Raw genomic sequence first — 20,139 nt, forward strand, 5'->3', positions numbered from 1 at the left:
ACCGGTCGGTAACTTTGCTTTTACATTTGACTGGTTCCCCCCAGAGGTGACTCATGGCTCAACAGGGACGTGTCCGGCAGGGACGCGTGCGATGGAAGCGATTCGCGCTCGTGTTCGTGCCGGCGCTCGCGGTCGCCTCCGTGTTGGTCGGCGCGACGGCCGAGGGGGCGATCGGCGCGTCGTTCGTGGTCTCGGGTGACACGTTCAAGGTCTCCGCCGACACCCTGCAGGGCCAGGGCTTCGTCCAGTACGGCAGCACGGTGGAGAACAAGAAGGGTCAGAAGATCCCGGTCGCCGTCTCCGGCATCCGCAAGGCCACCTTGACCAACATGTGCCAGACGGTCCTGGTGAAGTCGCCCGTCGGCGCCGTGACCATCCGGATCACCGCCGGCACGGGCAAGGACCCGGTGACCGCCGAGAACATGATCGTCGACGCCTCCCAGATCGAGGGCAACGCGGTCTTCACCAAGCTGGAGGCGGGCCGCGACGCCGCCTCCCTCGACCAGGTGCCGGGCGCCGTGGGCGCGGCGGGCATGTTCGGTCAGCAGGCCAGTGCGGTCACCATCAAGGACTTCCGGCAGGTCTCCTGGTCGGTCAACGCGGCGACGTTCAAGCTGCCGGGGTTGAAGCTGGCGGTGGAGCCGGGCGAGCACGAGTGCTTCTGATGCGGGTGCCGTGCGTGGAGCGGCCCATGGTAAAGCGGCCGCGTGCCGGGAGGCGGCGATGAGCGGATCCTGGCGGCGGTCGCGGCCGTTCTGGGGTGGTCTGCTGGTGCTCGCGGCCGGCCTGGAACTGCTGAGCATTCCGTTCGCGACCCAGGCCCTGCCGCTGGTCATCCAGTCGGGCACGGTCGGCGCCACCTACCTGATCGCGCTGGTGCTGATCATTTTGGGCCTGATGGTCTGGCTGCAGCCCAACCAGCGGGCCTTCCTCGGCGTGGTCGCCGTGGTGGTCTCGATCGCGTCGTTCGTCTACGCCAATCTGGGCGGCTTCCTGGTCGGCATGCTGCTCGGCCTGGTCGGAGGCGCGCTCGCGGTCGCCTGGGCGCCCGCGGAGACCACCGAGACCGCCAGGCCATCCGTGTCACCGGTGCCACCCGGGCCGCCCGGGCCGTCGGCAGGGGAGATGACCTTCACCGAGCGCCGGGTGGTCAGCGGCGAGGAACTGCTGGACGCGACCCGGCCGCAGCGGTCCGCAGCCGAATCCGCCGCCGAGTCCGGGGGCGAAGGCCGGCAGTTCCTGGTCGCCCGGGTTCGCCGTCACCCCGATCCCGAGGTTGAGGCCGCAGCCGGACCGGCGGCCGGGCCCTCTCCGGAGGACCCCGACGACGACGTGCCGAACGACTCACAGGACGGCCCCCAAGGCGGCCCTGACGACGGGGGTGTGCGACCGGGCGACGGCGGGCGCGGAGACGCGGGGCCGGGTCCGGCGGCCAGAGCGCTGGCCATCGCCGTGCTTCCTGTCATCCTGGCGACCGGAACGGCCATGGCGCGGGAGGACCCCGTGCCAGGCGGGCAGGGCGGCTCCCTCCTGCCCGGCGTCCTCCCGAGCGCCGCTCCCAGCGGCCTGTCCGACGTCCTCAACGGCGTCCTGCCCAGCGCGGTCCCCACGGCCCTGCCCACGGCCCTGCCAACCGCCCTGCCAACCGCCCTGCCCACGAGCCTGCAGGACGCCGTGGGGTCGCTGACCGGCAGGAGGAGTCCCTCGCCGTCGCCCGCGGAGGGCGGTGACCACGAGCCGGGGGTCTCTTCCGCGCCGGGGGCGGTGGCGGTCGCGACCGAGACGGCCGCGGTCCGCGCGCCTTCGCTGACCATGACCGGAATGAAGTTCACCGGTGTGGTCGAGATGCCCACCGCGACCGGCTCGGTCAAGATGCTCCGCTTCACGATGGACAAGGCCGTGCTGGAGCAGCCCACGCAAACAATGGGCTCGACGACGCTGACCGGCAGCACGTTCACCTTCGAGGGCGACGTGGTGATCTGCACGACGAAGATGACCGCCAAACTCCTCGGCCTGCCTCAGGAGTTCACGGCCGACAACCCGAACCTCCTGGTCAGGGCGCTCAAACTGGTGCCGTCCCTGAACGTCCCGCTGACGATGACCGACGTCGTCAGCGAGCAGCCGTACGTCACGGCCGACTCCCTGCGCGCCGACGACCTGCACCTCGTGGTCGGCGCCTGAGCGCCCACGATCAGCCGAGGTCCCCGGGCCGTACGAGGCCGGTCTCGTAGGCGTGGACGACGGCCTGGGTGCGATCGCGCAGGCCGAGCTTCGCCAGCAGCCGGGCGACATGCGTCTTCACCGTGTGTTCGGTCACCACCAGAACCGCCGCGATCTCGGCGTTGGACAGCCCACGGGCCACGAGCCGCAGCACCTCGGACTCGCGCGCGGTCAGCTGCGCCCGCGCGCGTCGCGGTGCGGTCGGCGGGGGCTCGGCGGCCCGCCGTCGTGTGAACTCCGCGATGAGCCGCCGGGTGACCTTGGGGGCGAGCAGGGCGTCGCCGCGAGCGATGATCCGTACGGACTCGGCCAGGTCCCCGGCCCGTACGTCCTTCAACAGGAAGCCGCTCGCCCCCGCCAGGAGCGCCTGGTAGACGTACTCGTCCAGGTCGAACGTCGTGATCATCAGAGCCCTGACACCGATCTCGGTGACGGCCCGGGCGGCCTCGATCCCGTTGAGCAGCGGCATCCGGATGTCGAGCACGGCGACGTCCGGCCGCTCGGCGCGGGCCAGCCGTACGGCCTCCCGCCCGTCGGCGGCGGCGCCGACGACCTCGATGTCCGGCTGGGCGGCCAGCACGGCGGCGAACCCCCTGAGCACCACCGGCTGGTCATCGGCCACAAGCACTCTGATCATTCGGTGGGCAGTCCCACCTGAATGAGGAAGCCGCCGTCCGGACCCGGCCCGGCGACGAACCAGCCGCCCAGAGCCGTGGCGCGCTCGCGCATGCCGACCAGCCCGTGTCCGCCGGTCGCGTCGCCGGACGCCTTTTCCGTCGGCGTCCGCTCCGCGGGAGTCTGCTCCGCCGGGGCCGGGCCCGGTCCGTTGTCGGCGATGCGGAGCGCGAGCAGCACGGGCCGGTAGGCGATCTCGATCGACACGCGGGATCCCGGCGCGTGCTGCCTGGCGTTCGTCAGGGCCTCCTGGACGATCCGGTACGCCGAGACGTCCACGGCCTGCGGGAGCTCCCGCTCGACCCCGACGACGTCGAGGTCGACCTCGCCGCCGTGCCGCTCGATCAGCTCCGGCAGCCGCGCCAGGCCCGGTTGCGGCGCGGTCTCCGGCGGCGCGTCGGCCCGCAGGACGCCGAGGAGCCTGCGCATCTCGGTGAGCGTGCCACGGGCCGTCGCGGCGATCTCCGCGAACTCCTTCCTGCCGTCGTCGCCCAGGTCGGCGATGGTGTACGGCGCGGTCTCCGCCTGCACGGCGATCATCGAGATCGAGTGCGCCACGATGTCGTGCATCTCCCTGGCGATGCGGGCCCGCTCCGCCATGGCCGCCTGCTCGCGCAGCGCCTCCAGATTGTCCACCCGGGCTTCACGCACCTCGTTCCGGCTCCGCCGCAGGTCGGCGAGGAGCGCCGTCGCGGCCGGCAACGCCGCCCCGCCCAGGGCGAGATCGATCCGGTGCTCGCCCAGATACCAGACGGCGAGGAAGGCTCCGGCTGACGAGGCCGCCGCGAGGAGCCAGGCGGTCCACCGGCCGGCCACGCGGAAGATCGTGTAGGCGGACAGCAGTCCCGACGCGTACACGGGATAGGTGAGGCCGAAGATGTTCCCGTCGATGCTGCGCTCGAAGAACAGCAGGGCGATCGCTCCGATGGCGGTCAGGGCCACCGCCTCGACGGGGTGACGGCGGCGCAGGGCGTGCGGCAGCGTCGCGAGCCCGGCGGCGGGGATCCCCACGTGACTGAGGTAACCGCTGAACGCGCCGAGCTGGACCAGCGCGAGGAGGAACAGGCCGAGGCCGATGGCGACGTCGAGGAGCGGCGAGTCGAGGGCTCTCCGGACGTCGAAGGCCGCCACCCGCCGCTCCATCGATCCGAGCTTCGAAGTGATGTCCACGGGGAGAGTCTGTCTCCGCTCGGAGGGGAGATCGTCACTCCCAGGAGTGAACTCCTGGTTCATCGACCTCTCAGCAGCCGCAGGGCCTTCTCCTTCTCGAAGTCCAGCGCGCGGCGTGGCGCCTGGATGCGCCCGATGCGCACACCGAGGTCGCGTACGGCCTGGGCCACCGCGGGCTCGGACAGCGCCCGGAGCGCGAAGGCCAGCTCGGCCGGTGAGACGTCGAACCGGCGCTCCAGCTCCATCGCCTGGCGTACCGCCTCCAGCTCGTCGGGCCCGAAACGCCTGTGGGCGCCCTTGTCCCGTATGGGAGGCAACAGGCCGAGGGCCTCCCGGTAGCGCAGCATCCGGGGGGACATGCCGAGTCGCCTGGCCGCCTCGGTGATGCGCATCGTGCCTCCGGTCCCGTTCCTGGGGTCCACGCTAGACAGTGCGCCGGGCCTCTGGCACCCGCCCGCGCGGAAATCTCACATTCTTGTGTCAGGTTTGCGCACCTCCGTATGCGCTCCGGCGTCCGCGGCGCCTAAACTCGCAGCGACGGACAACTGAGGAGACACACTCATGGACTTCAAGGTCGCCGACCTTTCGCTTGCGGAATTCGGCCGCAAAGAGATCCGCCTCGCGGAGCACGAGATGCCGGGCCTCATGGCGACCCGCAAGGAGTACGCCGCGGCGCAGCCGCTGCGCGGCGCGAAGATCATGGGCTCGCTGCACATGACGATCCAGACCGCCGTGCTGATCGAGACGCTGGTCGCGCTCGGCGCCGACGTCCGCTGGGTGAGCTGCAACATCTTCTCCACCCAGGACCACGCCGCCGCCGCGGTCGTCGTCGGCCCCGACGGGACGCCCGACGACCCCAAGGGCGTGCCGGTCTTCGCCTGGAAGGGCGAGACGCTGGAGGAGTACTGGTGGTGCACCGAGCAGGCCCTCCGCTGGCCCGACGGCTCCGGCCCCAACATGATCCTCGACGACGGCGGTGACGCCACCCTGCTCGTGCACAAGGGTGCGGAGTTCGAGAAGGCCGGCGCCGTACCGGTCGCCGGTGAGGACGACCCGGAGGAGTGGGCGGTCATCCTCGACACGCTCCGCCGTACGGTCTCCGAGGACAAGTGGTGGACCCGCGTGGCCGAGGACATCAAGGGCGTCACCGAGGAGACCACGACCGGTGTGCACCGGCTCTACGAGATGCACAAGTCGGGCACGCTGCTCTTCCCGGCCATCAACGTCAACGACTCGGTGACCAAGTCGAAGTTCGACAACAAGTACGGCTGCCGCCACTCGGTGATCGACGGCCTCAACCGGGCCACCGACGTCCTGATCGGCGGCAAGGTCGCCGTGGTCTGCGGCTACGGCGACGTGGGCAAGGGCTGCGCCGACGCGTTGCGCGGTCAGGGCGCCCGGGTCATCGTCACCGAGATCGACCCGATCTGCGCGCTGCAGGCCGCTATGGACGGCTTCCAGGTCACCACCCTGGAGGAGGTCGTCGGCATCGCGGACATCTTCGTCACCTGCACCGGCAACTACGGCATCATCAGCGCCGAGCACATGACGCAGATGAAGCACCAGGCGATCGTGTCCAACATCGGCCACTTCGACAACGAGATCGACATGGCCGGCCTGGGCCGCATCCCCGGCATCAAGAAGATCAACATCAAGCCGCAGGTCGACGAGTGGGTCTTCCCCGACGGACACTCGATCATCGTGCTGGCCGAGGGCCGTCTGATGAACCTCGGCTGCGCCACCGGCCACCCGTCGTTCGTCATGTCGAACTCGTTCACCAACCAGGTGATCGCGCAGATCGAGCTGTTCACGAAGACCGACGAGTACCCGACCGGCGTCTACGTGCTGCCCAAGCACCTCGACGAGAAGGTCGCCCGTCTCCACCTCGACGCGCTCGGCGTGAAGCTGACCACGCTCAGCAAGAAGCAGGCGGAGTACATCGGCGTCGACGTCGAGGGCCCGTACAAGCCGGACCACTACCGCTACTGACGGCGGGGTACACGACGAGGGGCGCGGGCCCGGCCCGCGCTCTCTCGTCAGGAGGTACAACGGCGTGATTCAGCCGGACATCGCGGCGGACCTCGCGGAGGCCGGAGAGCGGCGCATCGAGTGGGCGGCCCGGTCGATGCCGGTCCTTCAGGCGATCGGCGCCGGATTCGGCGTCGATCGGCCGCTCGACGGCCTGCGAATCGCCGCCTGCATGCACGTCACCGCCGAGACGGCCGTGCTCATGGGGGCGCTGCGGCAGAGCGGCGCCGAGATCGCCCTGGCCGCGTCCAACCCCCTGTCCACCCAGGACGACGTCGCCGAGGCGCTGAGAACGTACGGCATCGCCGTGCACGCCCGCGCCGGGGTGGACAAGGAGACCTACTACCGGCACATCCACCAGGCGCTCGACATCGCGCCGAACGTCGTGCTCGACGACGGATGCGACCTCGTCAACATCCTGCACACCGAGCGGGTCGAACTCCTCGACGACGTGATCGGCGGCTGCGAGGAGACCACAACCGGGATCATCCGGTTGCGCCAGATGGCCTCGGAGAACGCGCTGTGCTTCCCGATGGTCGCGGTGAACGACACCCGGACCAAGCGGATGTTCGACAACCGTTACGGCACCGGCCAGTCGACGCTCGACGGCATCATGCGGGCCACGAACGTCCTGCTGGCCGGCCGCACCGTCGTCGTCGCGGGCTTCGGCTTCTGCGGCCGGGGCGTCGCGGAGCGGGCCAAGGGCCTCGGCGCGCGGGTCATCGTCACCGAGATCGACCCGGTCAAGGCTCTCGACGCCGCACTGCAGGGCTACGACGTGCGGCCGATGAGCGTGGCCGCTGAGACCGGCGACGTGTTCGTGACCGTCACCGGCAACCGCGACGTCATCCGCGCCGAGCACCTGGCGGTCATGAAAGACGGCGCGATCCTCGCGAACGCGGGCCACTTCGACGTCGAGATCGACGTACGGGCGCTGGAGGAGATGGCCCGCGAGGTGCGCTTCGCAATTCGGCCCAACACCGACGAATACGTCCTGGACGACGGCCGGAGGCTGCTGCTGCTCGCCGAGGGGCGCCTGGTGAATCTGACCGCCGCCGAGGGCCACCCGGCCGCGGTGATGGACATGTCGTTCTCCGCCCAGGCACTCGCCGTCGCGTGGCTGGTGCGAGAGTCCGCCCGGCTGGCTCCCGGCGTGTACGACGTCCCGGCCGACATCGACGCCGAGGTGGCCCGCCTGAAACTCGCGGCTGCCGGGATCTCCATCGACACACTCACGGACGAACAGGAGGAGTACCTCCACTCCTGGCGCCTCGGGTCCTGACCCCCGTGCCGCTAGCTCTGCATACGTGGACGCCCGCTGATCGGACGAAGTAACGCTGCCCTGCCTGCGGTGGTGCCCTGCCTGCGGTGGTGCCCTGCCTGCGGTTGTGCCCTGCCTGCGGTTGTGCCCTGCGTGTGGGGACGTTCTGCCTGTGGTGTTGTTTCCGCGAGGTGGACTCTCGGTACGGGTGTTTTCGCACCATGGACGATTCTCTGCCGGCGCGCTCGTCGCGCGAACCGGCACAGGCGCGCACCCTGACACGGGCCCTGCCGAAGCGTGGTCGGCCGCCGCTCTCGCCGATCGCCCGGTATCGCCCCTTCACTGGCGCCGCCTCGGCGCTCGGGCGGGGTGGTGGTAGGTGAAGGCCCAGCGGTCTTTGCCGGTTGTGCGGCGGGTGTAGCGCTCGGGGTGCTGGTAGCGGTCGCGGTTGTGGAACTGGCAGGCCGGGCCGAGGAGCTTCAGGTCCGTGAGCCCGCCGGTGCTCCAGTTGTCGGCGTGGTCGATCTGGCACATGGTGGCGGGCAGGGGGCAGCCGTCGATCCAGCAGGTGGCGTAGCGGGCGAAGACCGCCCGTCGCTGGGCCGGGGTGGCCAGTCTGACTTTTCGGCCCATGTCGAGCACCTGTCCGTCGGCGTTCATGACCAGGCGTACCAGGGCGGAGGTGCGGGCCAGGCGGTGCACGCCGGAGACCGGCAGCATCTGCCCCGTGGCCAGCAGCAACCCCGGCACCGTTCCCAGTGCGGTCCCCAGCGCCGTCCCGAACAGTGCCCTCGCCCCTGGGCCGGGGTCTGTATCGCGCCCGTCGCGGTGGTCCTCAGGCGTACCAAGCCCATGCCGGGATTCCCCCGCAGGCCGGGGCCCGGGGTGGGCGTGACGGGCAGCGGTGTCCCCGGGAGGGGGATCAGGTCGTTGCCAATCGTCCCAGCGTGACTTCCTCGACTGTGGCTCGCACTGCTGCGGCTCGCGCTGCTGAGGCTTCCTGGACCGTGTCCCCTCCGACTGCGTCCCCTTCGCGTCCTTGCCCTCCGGCTGCGCGTATCCGGCCGCGTCACCATGCCCCGCAGCACCGGGACCGGGGGCGACCGCGTCCGTCCCTTCGGCCTCGCCGGGCACAGGACACACCGCCTCGGCCCGCCGGATGGACTCGGTGGGCTCGGTGGGCTGGATGCGATTACAGAGGTCGTCACCCCGGCCGGTAGCACCAACGGCGTCACCACCGCCGACGCCATAGGCATCGTTCGCGTCACTCACGTCATCCGAGCCATCCAAGCCAGCGGCGTCGCTGGTGCCGGTGTCCTCGGGGTTCTCAATGTCCTCGGTGTCGCTGGCGCCGACGTCCTCGGTGTCACCGGCGTCGGTGGCGCCCCCGGGGTGGTTGACGTCGTCGCCCTGGTCGCCCTGGGCGGGATCGTTGACCGGGTCGGTGGCCGGGTCAGGGGCGGTGTCGGTGGTGGTGGGGTCCCCGGGGTGGTTGGCGTCGTCGTCCTGGTCGCGCTGGCCGCCCTGGTCGGGGACCGGGTCGTTGGACGGGTCGGTAGCGGGGTCAGGGGCGGTGTCGGTGGCGGGGTCGGTGACCGGGTCGGTGGGGAGGGACTCGGCGTTGACCAGTACCAGAAGCTCAGCGACGATCTTCTGCTCCAGCAACGCGATCAACGCATCGGCCTGACGTACCCGCAGCGGCCGGTCATCACCCTCCGCCCGGGGCCGGGCATAGGCGTCCAGCAACGCCCGCAACCGGGCGGCCGCCTCACGCGGCAGATAAAACTCCCCCTCCAGCCCACCACCTCTGCCGGGGCGGACCCGCAGAAACCGCCGCCCGTAATCGGCCCGCTCATCACGCTCGTCCCCATCAGGGTCCAGCACCGCCCGCAGATACCGGCCCGCCCTGGCCACCTCCGCCGGCCCCGCCCGGCCCGCCAACTCCAACAAAATCGGCTCAGCCAGCCCCACCTGCTCACCGGTCAGATGCTCGGTAGCCATACAGATGGCCTCCACCACCCCCACCGACAGCTCACCGCCCGCAAACGCCTCCCGCACCCGCGGCAACCGCGCCAACTGCACGCCCAACGTCAGCAGCCGGCCCGCCCCCGCCACACTCAACCCACCCACCGTGCGCAACCAACTGCGGGTCGAGGCATGCCCATGCTGCCTAGCCTGCCCCGCCCGATGCACCCGCCCCACCCGATCCGCCAACGCCGACGTGATCCGATCGCGGGCGAACATCAAGTCCTCGGCCTCGGCCAGGCAAACACCGGCATCGTCTGGAACCGGCGCCAGCGCCAACGCCTGCGCCGACTCCCGCAACGAGGCCACCAACACCCACGACGACCGGACCCCCGACGAACGGCCCCGGCCCCGACCCGCACCACCACCCGCATCCCCGACAGACCCGGCACCAGCCGAACCAGCCGAACCAGCCGAACCAGCCCCGGCACCACCGCTACCGGCGGCACCAGCGCCATCGGAACCCGCGGCACCACTGGAACCAGCCGCGGAAGCGGCCCCGGAATCGTCGCCAACAGGACCGGCGGCATCCGCCGCGCCAGCCCTGAAGGCGCTATCGGCTCCAGCCTCTCCGGCTCTGGTGCTTCCGGCAGCAGAATTTCCGGCCCCGGAACTTCCGGCTCTGGTGCCGACAGCACCGCCACGCGCGGCACAGCCATCAGTGGTCACGTCGCCCTGCGCATCGGTCGAACGGTCATTGACGGAACTGTCATCGACTGAAGTGCTGCGTGGGCTCCTGGAACCCCGCCTTTCAGGGTTCCCGCTCAGAAGATGACCACCGGGGAATTCGTCACGGGCAAGCGAACCCTCCGACGACCAGAAAGGGGAACCGGCGATCAGGCGGTCCCACCAGCCGTCATCGATGCTGTTCGAGTGGCGAGGGCGATTATGATCGAACTCAAACAGATCCATCACGCCCTCTGTCCTCAATCACTCCTGAATTCGAAAGCTTGTATGAATTCTGTCATCCATCGAGAGCGGGGCGCAAGTTCGCCTGGGGATTTCTTGGAGTCACAGAAAAGGGCGCTGACGGCATTACGGCCGAATATGTTGCTAATCACGGCAATTTTTTGAATTGCCTGGCTATTGGTCGCTGTCGCCGATATGCCGGGAACCTGGAACGTGTGGAGCCTTCAGCGTCCGTCCGCCCCGGAAGGACGCTGAAGGCCCACCAAGGAACAGGGAGAGGTCCTACAGTCGGGTCGGCTCGGCTTCGTCTGCCCGCGGTCCGGTCGTTCCGCGCCGGGCGCTGAGAGCTCGCGCGACGGTGAGGCTGTCCTCGAAAACGTGGTAGCGAGTGACGAGCCCGTTCTCGACAGTGAGATGGAGTGCGAAAGGCGAGACGTAGGCGGTGCCGTCGGCCCGAACCGTCTGCGCGATCTCTCCGAGCACGACGGCGTGCGCCCCGTCGACGAGGACCCGCGTCACCGATGTGCCGTTCAGCTCCGGCACATGGTGGTCCTCCAGCGACCGGAAATGGTCTGCCACTTCGGCCCGGCTCGACCGAGGCCGGATCCAGGGGACCGCCGCATGCCCCTCGGCGGGCCAGGAAAGTTGCCAGTCGACGGGCTCGGCGAACAAGCGCGCCGTACGGTCGTGGTCACCCTCGGCCATCCGGCGGAGCAATTCTTCGACGACGTCACGAGTGTCACTGCTCATGCCGAAACTCTCGTGGCCGAAGGCGCGGTGCGTCGATTACCAGTCAGGTAGGCGAACCCCGCCGAGGCGCCGACCAGGCGATTCACCTCGGGGAGGGCCGGCTTTTCCGTATCTCGCGCACCGCCGGATCCCGGCAAGCCGCTCGGTGATCGCCCGACAAAGGAGTCGGCGACCTGCGGGCCAACGCCCTGGACATGCTCGACAGGCAAGAGCCAGGGCTCGTATCGCGAGCACGGCAGGAGGGGTGGGGCCCGGCGGGCACCAGCCCACACAGAACAAGCCGGTGCGCCGTCGAGAAGCGTTCACCGGGGTTCAGCGAGCGGAGTGTAAGGGAGTGAGGACACCGGGTTCCGCAGTGAGACCAGGCCGGCAAAGGGCGTGGACATACACGAGCGACACGGACAAGGAGGCGGGCACCTCCGGTGCGGCCTCTCCCTCACGCACCGGCGATGCCCGCCTCAACCCCACTGCAGGTATGCCCCATGACCTGCAATGACCACAGGTGCCCCGCAAATCCGGGTCTACACCTAAATGGGCGGAACAAATCCTCCCGATGTCGTCGGAGCCTCTCCGCGCGGCGGTCCCGCCTCCCTCGCCGGAGGCGGCGAAGGCGGCGTCGGCGTCGGCCCCCCGTGCCCCTGCCCCCCGTGCCCCTGCATCCCGTGTCCCCGCATCTCGTGCCCCTGCGGGCCGTACGGTTGCCGGCCGTACGCCTGCCGGCCGTACGGCGGGGGCGTGGAACGGGCTCGGGCGAGCCGCATCTCCTCGCGGCGTCTGCGTTCGGCCAGTACGGCGGCCAGGTAGGCGTACGGCGGAACACCGGGCGGGGGCGGCGGTGCCACCTGTGCGCTGATCTGTCCGGCCACGCGCATCCCCATCTCATCCCGCATACGCGGGCTGAGCTGGTGCCACCGGGACAGGTACTGCCGCGCGGTGTTGGCTAGGTCGTCGGACAGCCCGGACAGCTCCAGGGTCGCGGCCCACGAGGCGAGCGGCGGAGGCATCTCCGGCGGCGGGGCCTGGCCCGGCGTGCGCTCCCCGATGACGGTTGTCCCGGCGAACACGTCCCCGAGGCGCTTGCCGCGCTGGTTGAGTAGCGAGGTGATGAGCGCGGGGGCGCCGAAGAACGTCCAGAACTCCAGGAACCCGGCGAGCCCGCGGAACAGCGCCTGCCGGAAGCGCTCCGGTCCGCCGTCGTCGCTCACCACACGCAGGCCGAGGGCGAGCTTGCCCAGCGAGCGGCCCCGGCTGATCGTCTCGAACGCGACCGGGTAGCCCACCGTGACCAGCACGACGAACAGGATGCGCAGCCCGACGGCCAGAGATTCGTCGGTCACCAGGGACGCCTGCGCGACCAGTACGGTCGCGAGGATGATCACGGTCCACTGGACGGCCCAGTCGATGAGGAAGGCCAGGGCGCGGCTGGAGAACTGGGCGATGCGAACCTCGACGACGACGGCCTCGCCGGTCACGACTTCGGACACACTGCGCACCCTACTGTCTTCATCACCGGCTCCAACCGCCGCGCTTCGGCGGCCTGCGACCGGCCGGAAGCCCGCGTTCGCGCCGGCGGCGCCCGGCGTGAGCGGCCCCCGTCGCCGCTCGGCCCGCGCTCCCCGGTTCGGACACGGCGGCGCACCGCGCGCCGGCGATAGGGTCCGATCGTGGACATCGATGCGTTCGTCGCCGCGAGCAAGCCGTCCTGGGACCGGTTGGACGATCTCGTACGGCGGCGGCGCTCGCTGCGTGGAGAAGAGGTCGACGAACTGGTCGAGCTCTACCAGCGGGCGGCGACCCACTTGTCCATCGTGCGGTCGGGGTCGTCCGACGCCCTTCTCGTCGGACGCCTGTCGTCGCTGGTGGCCAGGGCGCGGTCGGCCGTCACGGGCGCCCACAGCCCGGCCTGGCGGGAGGTGGCCCGGTTCTTCACGGTGTCGTTCCCCGCGGTGGCCTACCGGGCGCGCCGGTGGTGGATCGGCGCCACGCTGGCCTCACTCGCGGTCGCGTACGTCGTGGGCGTGTGGGTGGCGCGCGATCCCGCCGTGCAGAGCCTCATCGGCACGCCCGAGGAGATCCGGCAGATCGTCGAACACGATTTCGCCGACTACTACTCCGAGAATCCAGCGGCGTCGTTCGCCGGGCACGTGTGGCTGAACAACGCCTGGCTGTCCGTGCAGGTCGTGGTCTCGGCGATCCTGCTCGGCCTGCCCATCCCCTGGATCCTGTTCCAGAACGCGGCCAACGTGGGGCTCATGGGCGGCCTGATGCACTCGCACGGCAAGGCGGACGTGTTCTGGGGCCTGATCCTGCCGCACGGCATGCTGGAGCTCACCGCGGTCTTCCTGGCGGCGGGCGCCGGAATGCGCCTGGGCTGGACGATCGTCGATCCCGGCCCGAGGCGGCGCGGCGAGGCGCTGGCCGAGCAGGGCAGGGCCGTGATGAGCGTCGCGCTCGGCCTGGTCGTGGTGCTGCTCGTCTCCGGGCTCATCGAGGCGGGCGTCACCCCGTCCGGCCTGCCGACCTGGGCCCGCATCTCCATCGGGGCGCTCGCGGAGGCGCTTTTTCTCGCGTACGTGATCGTCTTCGGCCGCCGCGCGGAACGCGCGAACGAGACGGGGGACATCGAGCACGCCCCCGACCTCGCGCCCACCGCCTGAAGACCGCCGCCCGAAGACCACCGCCTGAAGAGCCCCGCCCGAAAACCGGCTGCAGGAGCTCAGAGCCGGCCGGCGGCCTTCAGCGCGAGGTACGCGTCGGCGAGCGCGGGGGCGACGTCCTCGGGCAGGGCGTCCACGACCTCCACGCCGTGGCGGCGCAGCACGGCGGTGATCTCGCGCCGCTCGCCGCGCAGCCGCTCGGCCGCCGCGGCGTCGTAGACGGCCTCGGCGGTGCCCCGCCCGGCCGCCATGCCGGCCACCCGCGGATCGGCGACGGAGGCCACCAGAACCATGTGCCGGGACGACAGACCGGGCAGCACGGGCAGCAGGCCCTCCTGCATCGCCGCCGCGTTCAGGTCGGTCAGCAGCACCACGAGGCAGCGCCGCCTGGCCCTGGACAGCACGGCCGCCACCATCCCGGCCGCGTCGGCCTCGACCAGCTCCGCCTCGATCGGCGCCATCGCGTCGACCAGCGACGACAGCAGTTCGGTACGCGAAGCGCCGGACACCTGGGCCCGTACGGCCCGGTCGTAGGCGAGGAAGTCGACGCGGTCGCCGGCCCGCGAGGCGAGGGCGGCCAGCAGCAGCGCGGCGTCCATCGACCAGTCCAGCCGGGGCCACCCGGAAGGGCCGGAACCGGGCACCGGCGCCACGCCGACCCGGCCCGCCGAGGTGCGGCCCGTGTCGAGCACGATCAGCACGCGGCGGTCGCGCTCGGGCCGCCAGGTGCGTACGACGACGTCGTTGCGCCGGGCGCTCGCCCGCCAGTCGATCGAGCGGACGTCGTCGCCCACCACGTACTCGCGCAGCGAGTCGAACTCGGTGCCCTGCCCGCGCACCAGCGCGGGATGCCGTCCGTCGAGCTCGCGCAGCCGGGCCAGCCGCGCCGGCAGATGCCTGCGGCTGAGGAACGGCGGCAGCACCCGGACGGTCCACGGCACGTGGAACGTCCGCTGCCGCGCCGCCAGGCCGAGAGGCCCGACCGAGCGGACCGTCACGGCCACGGCCTCCCTGTCGCCCCTGCGGGTGGGCGTCAGCGTCGTGACCAGGCGCCGCCGCTCGCGGGGCGGCACGTCGAGCCTCGTGAGGCGCGGAGCGGCTCCGGCCGAGGGCTGCCAGGCGTCGCGCAGCACGCCCCGCACCCGCCGCGAGCCGGGGTTGTCCACGATGAGGCCGATCGTCACCGGCTGCCCGAGCCGCACCCGCCGTTCGCCGTCGCGCTCGAACCGCAGCCCGCGTACGCCGCCCGCGAGCAGCAGGTCGGCCACCACGAGCACGGCGAGCACCAGCGCGGCGGCCGTCACGACCAGGCCGGGCGCGGGGGCGAGGAGCACGACGATCGCGGCGAGGGCGGCGAGCAGGCCCGCGCGTCCGGTCAGCGCCACGTGGCCCTCACCGGGGAACGGGTACGGCGGTCAGGATGCCCTCCAGGATGCCGTCGGGGGTGGCGCCCTCCAGTTCGGCCTCCGGACGCAGCCCCACCCGGTGGCGCAGGGCGGGCCGCGCCAGGGCCTTCACGTCGTCCGGCGTGACGTACGACCGGCCCGACAGCCATGCCCACGCCCGCGCGGCGGCGAGCAGCGCGGTGGCCCCCCGGGGTGAGACGCCGAGCTGGAGCGAGGGCGACTGCCGGGTGGCCCGTGCGACGTCCACGATGTAGCCGAGCACCTCGGGGCCCACGTGCACCTGCGCGACGGCCCGGCGTCCCGCCGCGAGGTCGGCCGCGGACGCCACCGGCTTGATCTCCGTGAGGTCGCGCGGGTCGAAACCGAGCGCGTGCCGTTCGAGGACGGCGATCTCCTGCTCGCGCGGCGGCAGCGGCACGGTGAGCTTGAGCAGGAACCGGTCGAGCTGCGCCTCGGGGAGTTGATAGGTGCCCTCGTATTCGACGGGGTTCTGCGTCGCCACGACGATGAACGGATCGGGCAGCGCGCGGGCCTCGCCCTCGACGCTGACCTGCCGTTCCTCCATGGCCTCGAGAAGAGCGGCCTGGGTCTTCGGCGGAGTGCGGTTGACCTCGTCGGCGAGCAGCAGGTTGGTGAAGACCGGTCCCTCGCGGAACTCGAACTCCGCCGTCCGCGCGTCGTAGACGAGTGATCCCGTGACGTCGCCCGGCATCAGGTCGGGGGTGAACTGCACCCGCTTGAAGTCGAGCGCGAGCGTGGCCGACAGCGTGCGTACGAGCAGGGTTTTGGCCACGCCGGGCACGCCCTCCAGCAGCACGTGACCCCGGCACAGCAGCGCGACGACCAGGCCGGTGACGACCGGGTCCTGGCCCACGACCGCCTTGGCCACCTCCGCCCGCAGCGCCGCGAGCGCCTCGCGGGCGGCGTCCGCGTCCGAATCAGGTGTGGTCACGAGTCTCGTACCTGCCTTTCGAGTGTGTCCAGGTGGGCGGCGAGGGTCACCAGCGCGGTGTCGTCGCCGGGCGGCGGGCCGCACAGCAGCGCCAGCACGGGCTCGGGGTCCCGGCCGGTACGCGCCGCCGCCGCGACGGCGACCTCCTCAGCGGTCGCGGTGGCGGGCAGTCCGAGGCGGGGGGCGAGCCGGTCGGCCGCGGCGGCCCGCAGCGCGAGGGCCGCCCGGTCCCTGGCGCGGCGGGACCGGTACAGGCGCCCGCGCCCCTCGACGGTCTCGGCGGCCCGTACGACGACGGGCAGGCGCTCGACCACGACGGGCCCGAGCCTGCGTCCGCGCCACAGGGCGGCCACGGCCACCGCGACGACGAGCTGGAGGACCGCCCACTTCACGCCGCCGGGAATGAGGTCGCCGAGCGAACGGGTCTGCTCGTCCGTCCCGGCACCGGCCTCGGCGGGGTCGTCCGGCTCGGCGAGCCAGACCAGTTTCGGCCGTGCCCCGGCCAGGTTCAACGCGAGCGCCGCGTTGCCGTCCTCGGCGAGGCGCAGGTTGGTCATGAACGACGCGTCGCCCAGCACGGTCACCGTGTGCCCGTCCGTCGTGTAGCGGACCAGGGTGTGGCCGTCTCCGGCCGGGTAGCAGCCCGTGGACCCCGGGGGGCCTGTGAAGGACGTGCCGCCGGTGTAGACGTCGCCGGCCCGCACCGCCTCCGGCAGCACGCACCGCGGGGACCGGGAGCGGGTACGCGCCTGGCCGTCTTCGCGTACGCCGGGGGCGAGCACGTCGAGGTACGGCACGAAGCCGACGACGAGCCGGTCGCCGAAAGCCACGGCGAGGCGGCTGGCGGTGCCGCGGTCCAGGAAGCTCGCCTCGGTGACCAGCAGCAGGGTGTACGGCCCGGCGGCGGACACGGCCGCGGCGGGAGTCTCCACGCGGGCCACCTCCACTCCGTGCGCCTCCAGCAGCCGGGCGAGGGCGGCGCCTCCGTTGAGGGAGGTGTCGGCCGGGTCGAGGGCGCGGCCGGCGGACTGTCCCCCGGTCAGCAGCACCGGCAGCGCCGCCGCGCCGAGCACGAGCACCACCAGCAGCGTGGCCCAGGCCGCCCGCCGCCCCCTCGTGGCGTTGGCCGCGGTCACGATGCCACGCCCGCGCGGGCCGACCGCAGGCGCTCGTCCAGGGCGGTGAGCGTCAGATAACCCTCCCGGGTGCCGCCCGCCCCGCCGTAGGTGACGTCGTCGAACAGACGCGCGGCCGTGCGCAGGTCCGCAGCGTGGGGCGGCAGCGCCTGACCGGCGACCTCGGCCAGTTCCATGGCGGTTCGGCCGGGCATCGGGCGGACGACGGCGCGTTCCTCCAGTTCGCGGGCCACCGCACGCAGCCGCTCCTGGATGGCGCCGGCCCATGCGCCCTCGGCCGCCAGACGTTCGGCCTCGGCGCGATGTTCCGCGGCCGTGCGCTCACGCTGCCCGAACACCGCTCCGCTCTCCGTACGTCGGCCTCCGGAGAAGCGGCGCAGGGCCCACAGAACGAGCATCGCCAGGACGGCGAGAACGACGACGATCACGACGAGCGACACCACGCCGCCCTCGCCCGTGCCGCCGTTCATGAGGTCGCCGAGGACCTGCGAGATCTCCCGCTGCAGCCGGTCGACCAGCGACTCGTGCTGGTAGCCCGCCCCGGACAGCTCCCGCGCCGCCTCCCGCGCGGCCTGGCCGCGGCCGACGTCCACGGGCGAGGCGAGCAACGCCGCCGCCCGCACGGTCGTCACGACTGTGGCCCGTACGGTCCATACGGTCCGTACGGCCCGTGCTGGTCATAAGGTCCGTTCGGCGGAGTCCCGTAGTAGGGCCCGGCCCCGAGGGCGTAACTCGGGTGCCACAGGTCGTCGACCCCGGCGTGGACCCAGCCCTGCGCCTGGTCCCGTGCCGCCGCCGTCTGCAGCACGAGGTCGAACGCCTCGGCCCGCATCCGCCTGTCGGCGTACAACAGCCCGGTCACGCCCGCCTGGAAGGGGTAGGCGATCATGGAGGCGATGACCTGGCCGACCGCCAGGAGGAACGCCGCAGCCGCGGTCCCGGCGGCGGTGCCGTTCAGCATCCCGAGGAGCGTGCCGCCGAACGTGAACGGAATCGCCAGCACACTGCTGATGATGCCCCCGAGCAGGGAGGTGAGCAGCAGGATGCCGAGGACCCGCCAGCTGTCGCCCTTCACCAGCCGCCACGACCTGCTCATGGCGTCGGTGACCCCGCGCCCCTCCAGCACGATCGCGGGGGCCGCCAGCGACAGGCGCGTGTAAAGGAACAGCAGATAAGGGACGTAGGCCACGAAGAACAGCAGGACGGCGACGACCACGGCGCCCACGGTGGCACTGTCCGCGCCGTCGAACGCGCCGGCCGCCGTGACACCCACGAGCACCGCGATGAGCGCCAGCAGCGGCAACAGAAGGATGAGCGCCTGCAGCAGCACCAGTCCGAACAGCGCGGGCACCCGCGGCCGCGCCAGGCGCCACGCCTCGCCCACCGTGATGCGCCCGCCGAACACCGCCCGGCCGAGCACCCGGGTTAGGACGCCCGTGAGGATCGTCGTGCCCACGAACGTCATGACGTAGCCGAGGACCCCGCCGATGAGCTGTGACGCCCCTCCGGCGAGGGGATCATCCGCCGTGCCGGCGGTGTACGGGTCGGTCACGAACTCACCGATCGCACCGAAGGAGAAGGCCTGCCCGACGGCGGTCGGGATCGCGGTGATCGCGGCGACGATCGCCGACAGGCCGAGCGTCGCCTTGGGGTTGGACCGGATCAGTTTGATCGTGCCGTCGAGGATGTCGCCGAGCGCCAGCGGCCGCAGCGGGATGACGCCCGGCCGCGGCGCGTCCGGCGGCCGGTATCCGTACGGCCCGCCCGCTTGGGGCGCATACTGCGCGGACGGATACGGCGCGGACGGATACGGCGCGGACGGGTACGCGCTCTGCGACGGACCGGGGGCATCGGCGGGACCTCCCGGTGCACCGGGAGATGTCCAGGAGGACCCGGCTGCCCCGCCGTACGGGGGAGGTTGCTCGGCCGCCCAGCCGGAGGGCACGTCGGGGGTAGAGCCGGGGCCGTCTGTCATGTCCCAATCCTGGCATGATGTACGGGCCTGCCGCGCGAACGTCAAGGCTCTCGGGCGGAAGGTCCTCGGGGATGGCCGAAACGGGGGGTACGGGCGCACACTTGGAACGTGACCGCACCACGGGGTTCCCGCCGGTGTGACCGCATCTGGTCAGGTAATCGCGCGCTTCGTCTGCTGCGCCTAAACTCCATCCACTGTCATGGTCGGGTAACACCAAAGCCGTCGCCACGGTAGCCTGCGGGGGAACCTGTGATAAACGCCCAAATCTCCCATACGCGTACGAATGAGGGGCCATGAAAGGACGCGTGCTGGTCGTCGACGACGACGCCGCTCTCGCCGAGATGCTCGGCATCGTCTTGCGCGGGGAGGGTTTCGAACCGTCGTTCGTGTCCGATGGCGACAAGGCGCTCGACGCCTTCAGAGACGCCCGGCCGGACCTCGTCCTGCTCGATCTGATGCTCCCCGGCGCCGACGGCATCGACGTCTGCCGTCGCATCCGCGCCGAGTCCGGGGTCCCGATCGTGATGCTCACCGCCAAGAGCGACACCATCGACGTGGTGCTCGGCCTGGAGTCCGGCGCGGACGACTACATCGTCAAGCCGTTCAAGCCCAAGGAACTCGTCGCCCGCGTGCGTGCCCGCCTGCGCCGCACCGACGAGCCCACGCCCGAGATCCTGCAGATCGGCGACATCACCATCGACGTGGCCGGCCACTCGGTCAAGCGGGGCGAGGAGACGATCAACCTCACGCCGCTGGAGTTCGACCTGCTGGTCGCGCTGGCCCGCAAGCCCCGTCAGGTCTTCACCCGCGAGGTACTGCTGGAGCAGGTCTGGGGCTACCGGCACGCCGCCGACACCCGCCTGGTCAACGTGCACGTCCAGCGCCTGCGCGCGAAGATCGAGAAGGACCCCGAGCACCCGGAGATCGTCGTGACGGTCCGGGGTGTGGGCTACAAGGCCGGCCCGGCCTAAGCCG

17 protein-coding genes are annotated in these 20,139 nt (G+C 71.4%); 6 read left to right on the plus strand and 11 right to left on the minus strand.

The window, feature by feature from the left end:
• Positions 1-86: 86 nt before the first annotated feature.
• Positions 87-665: a DUF6230 family protein gene (locus tag ACQPZZ_RS07800; RefSeq protein ID WP_432930255.1), complete on the plus strand. Its 579-nt coding sequence runs from the start codon at positions 87-89 to the stop codon at positions 663-665.
• 58 nt (positions 666-723) lie between these two features.
• Positions 724-2,181, plus strand: a complete 1,458-nt coding sequence (locus ACQPZZ_RS07805) for a DUF6114 domain-containing protein (protein WP_432930257.1) — start codon at positions 724-726, stop codon at positions 2,179-2,181.
• 10 nt (positions 2,182-2,191) lie between these two features.
• Here the strand turns inward: ACQPZZ_RS07805 and ACQPZZ_RS07810 are convergent, their stop codons facing one another.
• The 3 genes from ACQPZZ_RS07810 to ACQPZZ_RS07820 are packed head-to-tail and all read right to left on the minus strand — an operon-like array spanning position 2,192 to position 4,457.
• Complete coding sequence (locus tag ACQPZZ_RS07810) at positions 2,192-2,857, minus strand: response regulator (RefSeq protein WP_432930259.1); 666 nt, start codon at positions 2,855-2,857, stop codon at positions 2,192-2,194.
• Positions 2,854-4,065, minus strand: a complete 1,212-nt coding sequence (locus ACQPZZ_RS07815) for a sensor histidine kinase (RefSeq protein WP_432930261.1) — start codon at positions 4,063-4,065, stop codon at positions 2,854-2,856. Before ACQPZZ_RS07815 ends, ACQPZZ_RS07810 begins: the two co-directional genes overlap by 4 nt.
• A gap of 59 nt (positions 4,066-4,124) precedes the next feature.
• The gene (locus ACQPZZ_RS07820) at positions 4,125-4,457 is read right to left on the minus strand and encodes a MerR family transcriptional regulator (RefSeq protein WP_432930263.1); all 333 of its coding nucleotides are present in this window, start codon (positions 4,455-4,457) and stop codon (positions 4,125-4,127) included.
• A gap of 169 nt (positions 4,458-4,626) precedes the next feature.
• Here ACQPZZ_RS07820 and ahcY point away from each other — a divergent pair, with 169 nt between their 5' ends.
• Positions 4,627-6,054 (plus strand): adenosylhomocysteinase, encoded by a 1,428-nt coding sequence (ahcY, locus tag ACQPZZ_RS07825; RefSeq protein ID WP_363639820.1) that lies wholly within the window; start codon positions 4,627-4,629, stop codon positions 6,052-6,054.
• A gap of 64 nt (positions 6,055-6,118) precedes the next feature.
• Positions 6,119-7,375, plus strand: a complete 1,257-nt coding sequence (locus ACQPZZ_RS07830) for an adenosylhomocysteinase (protein WP_432930266.1) — start codon at positions 6,119-6,121, stop codon at positions 7,373-7,375.
• 318 nt (positions 7,376-7,693) lie between these two features.
• On the opposite strand, the gene ACQPZZ_RS07835 is transcribed toward ACQPZZ_RS07830, so the two are convergent.
• From ACQPZZ_RS07835 to ACQPZZ_RS07845, 3 genes are all read right to left on the minus strand, one after another.
• Positions 7,694-10,291, minus strand: coding sequence for a DUF222 domain-containing protein (locus ACQPZZ_RS07835; protein ID WP_432930268.1), 2,598 nt, complete (start codon positions 10,289-10,291; stop codon positions 7,694-7,696).
• Positions 10,292-10,570: 279 nt separating this feature from the next.
• Positions 10,571-11,038, minus strand: a complete 468-nt coding sequence (locus ACQPZZ_RS07840; protein ID WP_432930270.1) for a nuclear transport factor 2 family protein — start codon at positions 11,036-11,038, stop codon at positions 10,571-10,573.
• A gap of 527 nt (positions 11,039-11,565) precedes the next feature.
• Positions 11,566-12,522: an RDD family protein gene (locus ACQPZZ_RS07845; RefSeq protein ID WP_432930272.1), complete on the minus strand. Its 957-nt coding sequence runs from the start codon at positions 12,520-12,522 to the stop codon at positions 11,566-11,568.
• Between the two features lie 180 nt (positions 12,523-12,702).
• Between ACQPZZ_RS07845 and ACQPZZ_RS07850 the strand changes: the two genes are divergently transcribed.
• The gene (locus ACQPZZ_RS07850; protein ID WP_432930274.1) at positions 12,703-13,695 is read left to right on the plus strand and encodes a stage II sporulation protein M; all 993 of its coding nucleotides are present in this window, start codon (positions 12,703-12,705) and stop codon (positions 13,693-13,695) included.
• A gap of 59 nt (positions 13,696-13,754) precedes the next feature.
• On the opposite strand, the gene ACQPZZ_RS07855 is transcribed toward ACQPZZ_RS07850, so the two are convergent.
• The 5 genes from ACQPZZ_RS07855 to ACQPZZ_RS07875 are packed head-to-tail and all read right to left on the minus strand — an operon-like array spanning position 13,755 to position 19,164.
• Positions 13,755-15,080 (minus strand): DUF58 domain-containing protein, encoded by a 1,326-nt coding sequence (locus tag ACQPZZ_RS07855; protein ID WP_432930276.1) that lies wholly within the window; start codon positions 15,078-15,080, stop codon positions 13,755-13,757.
• A 7-nt stretch (positions 15,081-15,087) separates the two neighbouring features.
• Positions 15,088-16,053 (minus strand): AAA family ATPase, encoded by a 966-nt coding sequence (locus ACQPZZ_RS07860; RefSeq protein ID WP_432930278.1) that lies wholly within the window; start codon positions 16,051-16,053, stop codon positions 15,088-15,090.
• Positions 16,050-17,189: a DUF4350 domain-containing protein gene (locus ACQPZZ_RS07865; RefSeq protein WP_432930280.1), complete on the minus strand. Its 1,140-nt coding sequence runs from the start codon at positions 17,187-17,189 to the stop codon at positions 16,050-16,052. The genes ACQPZZ_RS07860 and ACQPZZ_RS07865 overlap by 4 nt, the downstream gene beginning before the upstream one ends.
• On the minus strand, positions 17,186-17,821 hold the full coding sequence (locus ACQPZZ_RS07870) for a DUF4129 domain-containing protein (protein ID WP_432930282.1): 636 nt from the start codon (positions 17,819-17,821) through the stop codon (positions 17,186-17,188). The genes ACQPZZ_RS07865 and ACQPZZ_RS07870 overlap by 4 nt, the downstream gene beginning before the upstream one ends.
• Positions 17,818-19,164 carry a glycerophosphoryl diester phosphodiesterase membrane domain-containing protein gene (locus ACQPZZ_RS07875; protein WP_432930284.1) on the minus strand — a complete coding sequence of 449 codons (1,347 nt, stop codon included), beginning with the start codon at positions 19,162-19,164 and terminating at the stop codon, positions 17,818-17,820. Before ACQPZZ_RS07875 ends, ACQPZZ_RS07870 begins: the two co-directional genes overlap by 4 nt.
• 293 nt (positions 19,165-19,457) lie before the next feature.
• Between ACQPZZ_RS07875 and mtrA the strand changes: the two genes are divergently transcribed.
• Positions 19,458-20,135, plus strand: a complete 678-nt coding sequence (mtrA, locus tag ACQPZZ_RS07880; RefSeq protein WP_363646035.1) for an MtrAB system response regulator MtrA — start codon at positions 19,458-19,460, stop codon at positions 20,133-20,135.
• Positions 20,136-20,139: the final 4 nt, after the last annotated feature.

It is taken from the genome of Microbispora sp. CA-135349, assembly GCF_050947365.1.
GTDB lineage: Bacteria > Actinomycetota > Actinomycetes > Streptosporangiales > Streptosporangiaceae > Microbispora.

Coding starts and splice junctions, on each gene's coding strand:
- mtrA (WP_363646035.1), top strand. CDS start 19,458: ATGAAAGGACGCGTGCTGGTCGTCGACGACGACGCCGCTCTCGCCGAG.
- ACQPZZ_RS07875 (WP_432930284.1), bottom strand. CDS start 19,164: ATGACAGACGGCCCCGGCTCTACCCCCGACGTGCCCTCCGGCTGGGCG.
- ahcY (WP_363639820.1), top strand. CDS start 4,627: ATGGACTTCAAGGTCGCCGACCTTTCGCTTGCGGAATTCGGCCGCAAA.
- ACQPZZ_RS07835 (WP_432930268.1), bottom strand. CDS start 10,291: ATGGATCTGTTTGAGTTCGATCATAATCGCCCTCGCCACTCGAACAGC.
- ACQPZZ_RS07805 (WP_432930257.1), top strand. CDS start 724: ATGAGCGGATCCTGGCGGCGGTCGCGGCCGTTCTGGGGTGGTCTGCTG.
- ACQPZZ_RS07810 (WP_432930259.1), bottom strand. CDS start 2,857: ATGATCAGAGTGCTTGTGGCCGATGACCAGCCGGTGGTGCTCAGGGGG.
- ACQPZZ_RS07820 (WP_432930263.1), bottom strand. CDS start 4,457: ATGCGCATCACCGAGGCGGCCAGGCGACTCGGCATGTCCCCCCGGATG.
- ACQPZZ_RS07840 (WP_432930270.1), bottom strand. CDS start 11,038: ATGAGCAGTGACACTCGTGACGTCGTCGAAGAATTGCTCCGCCGGATG.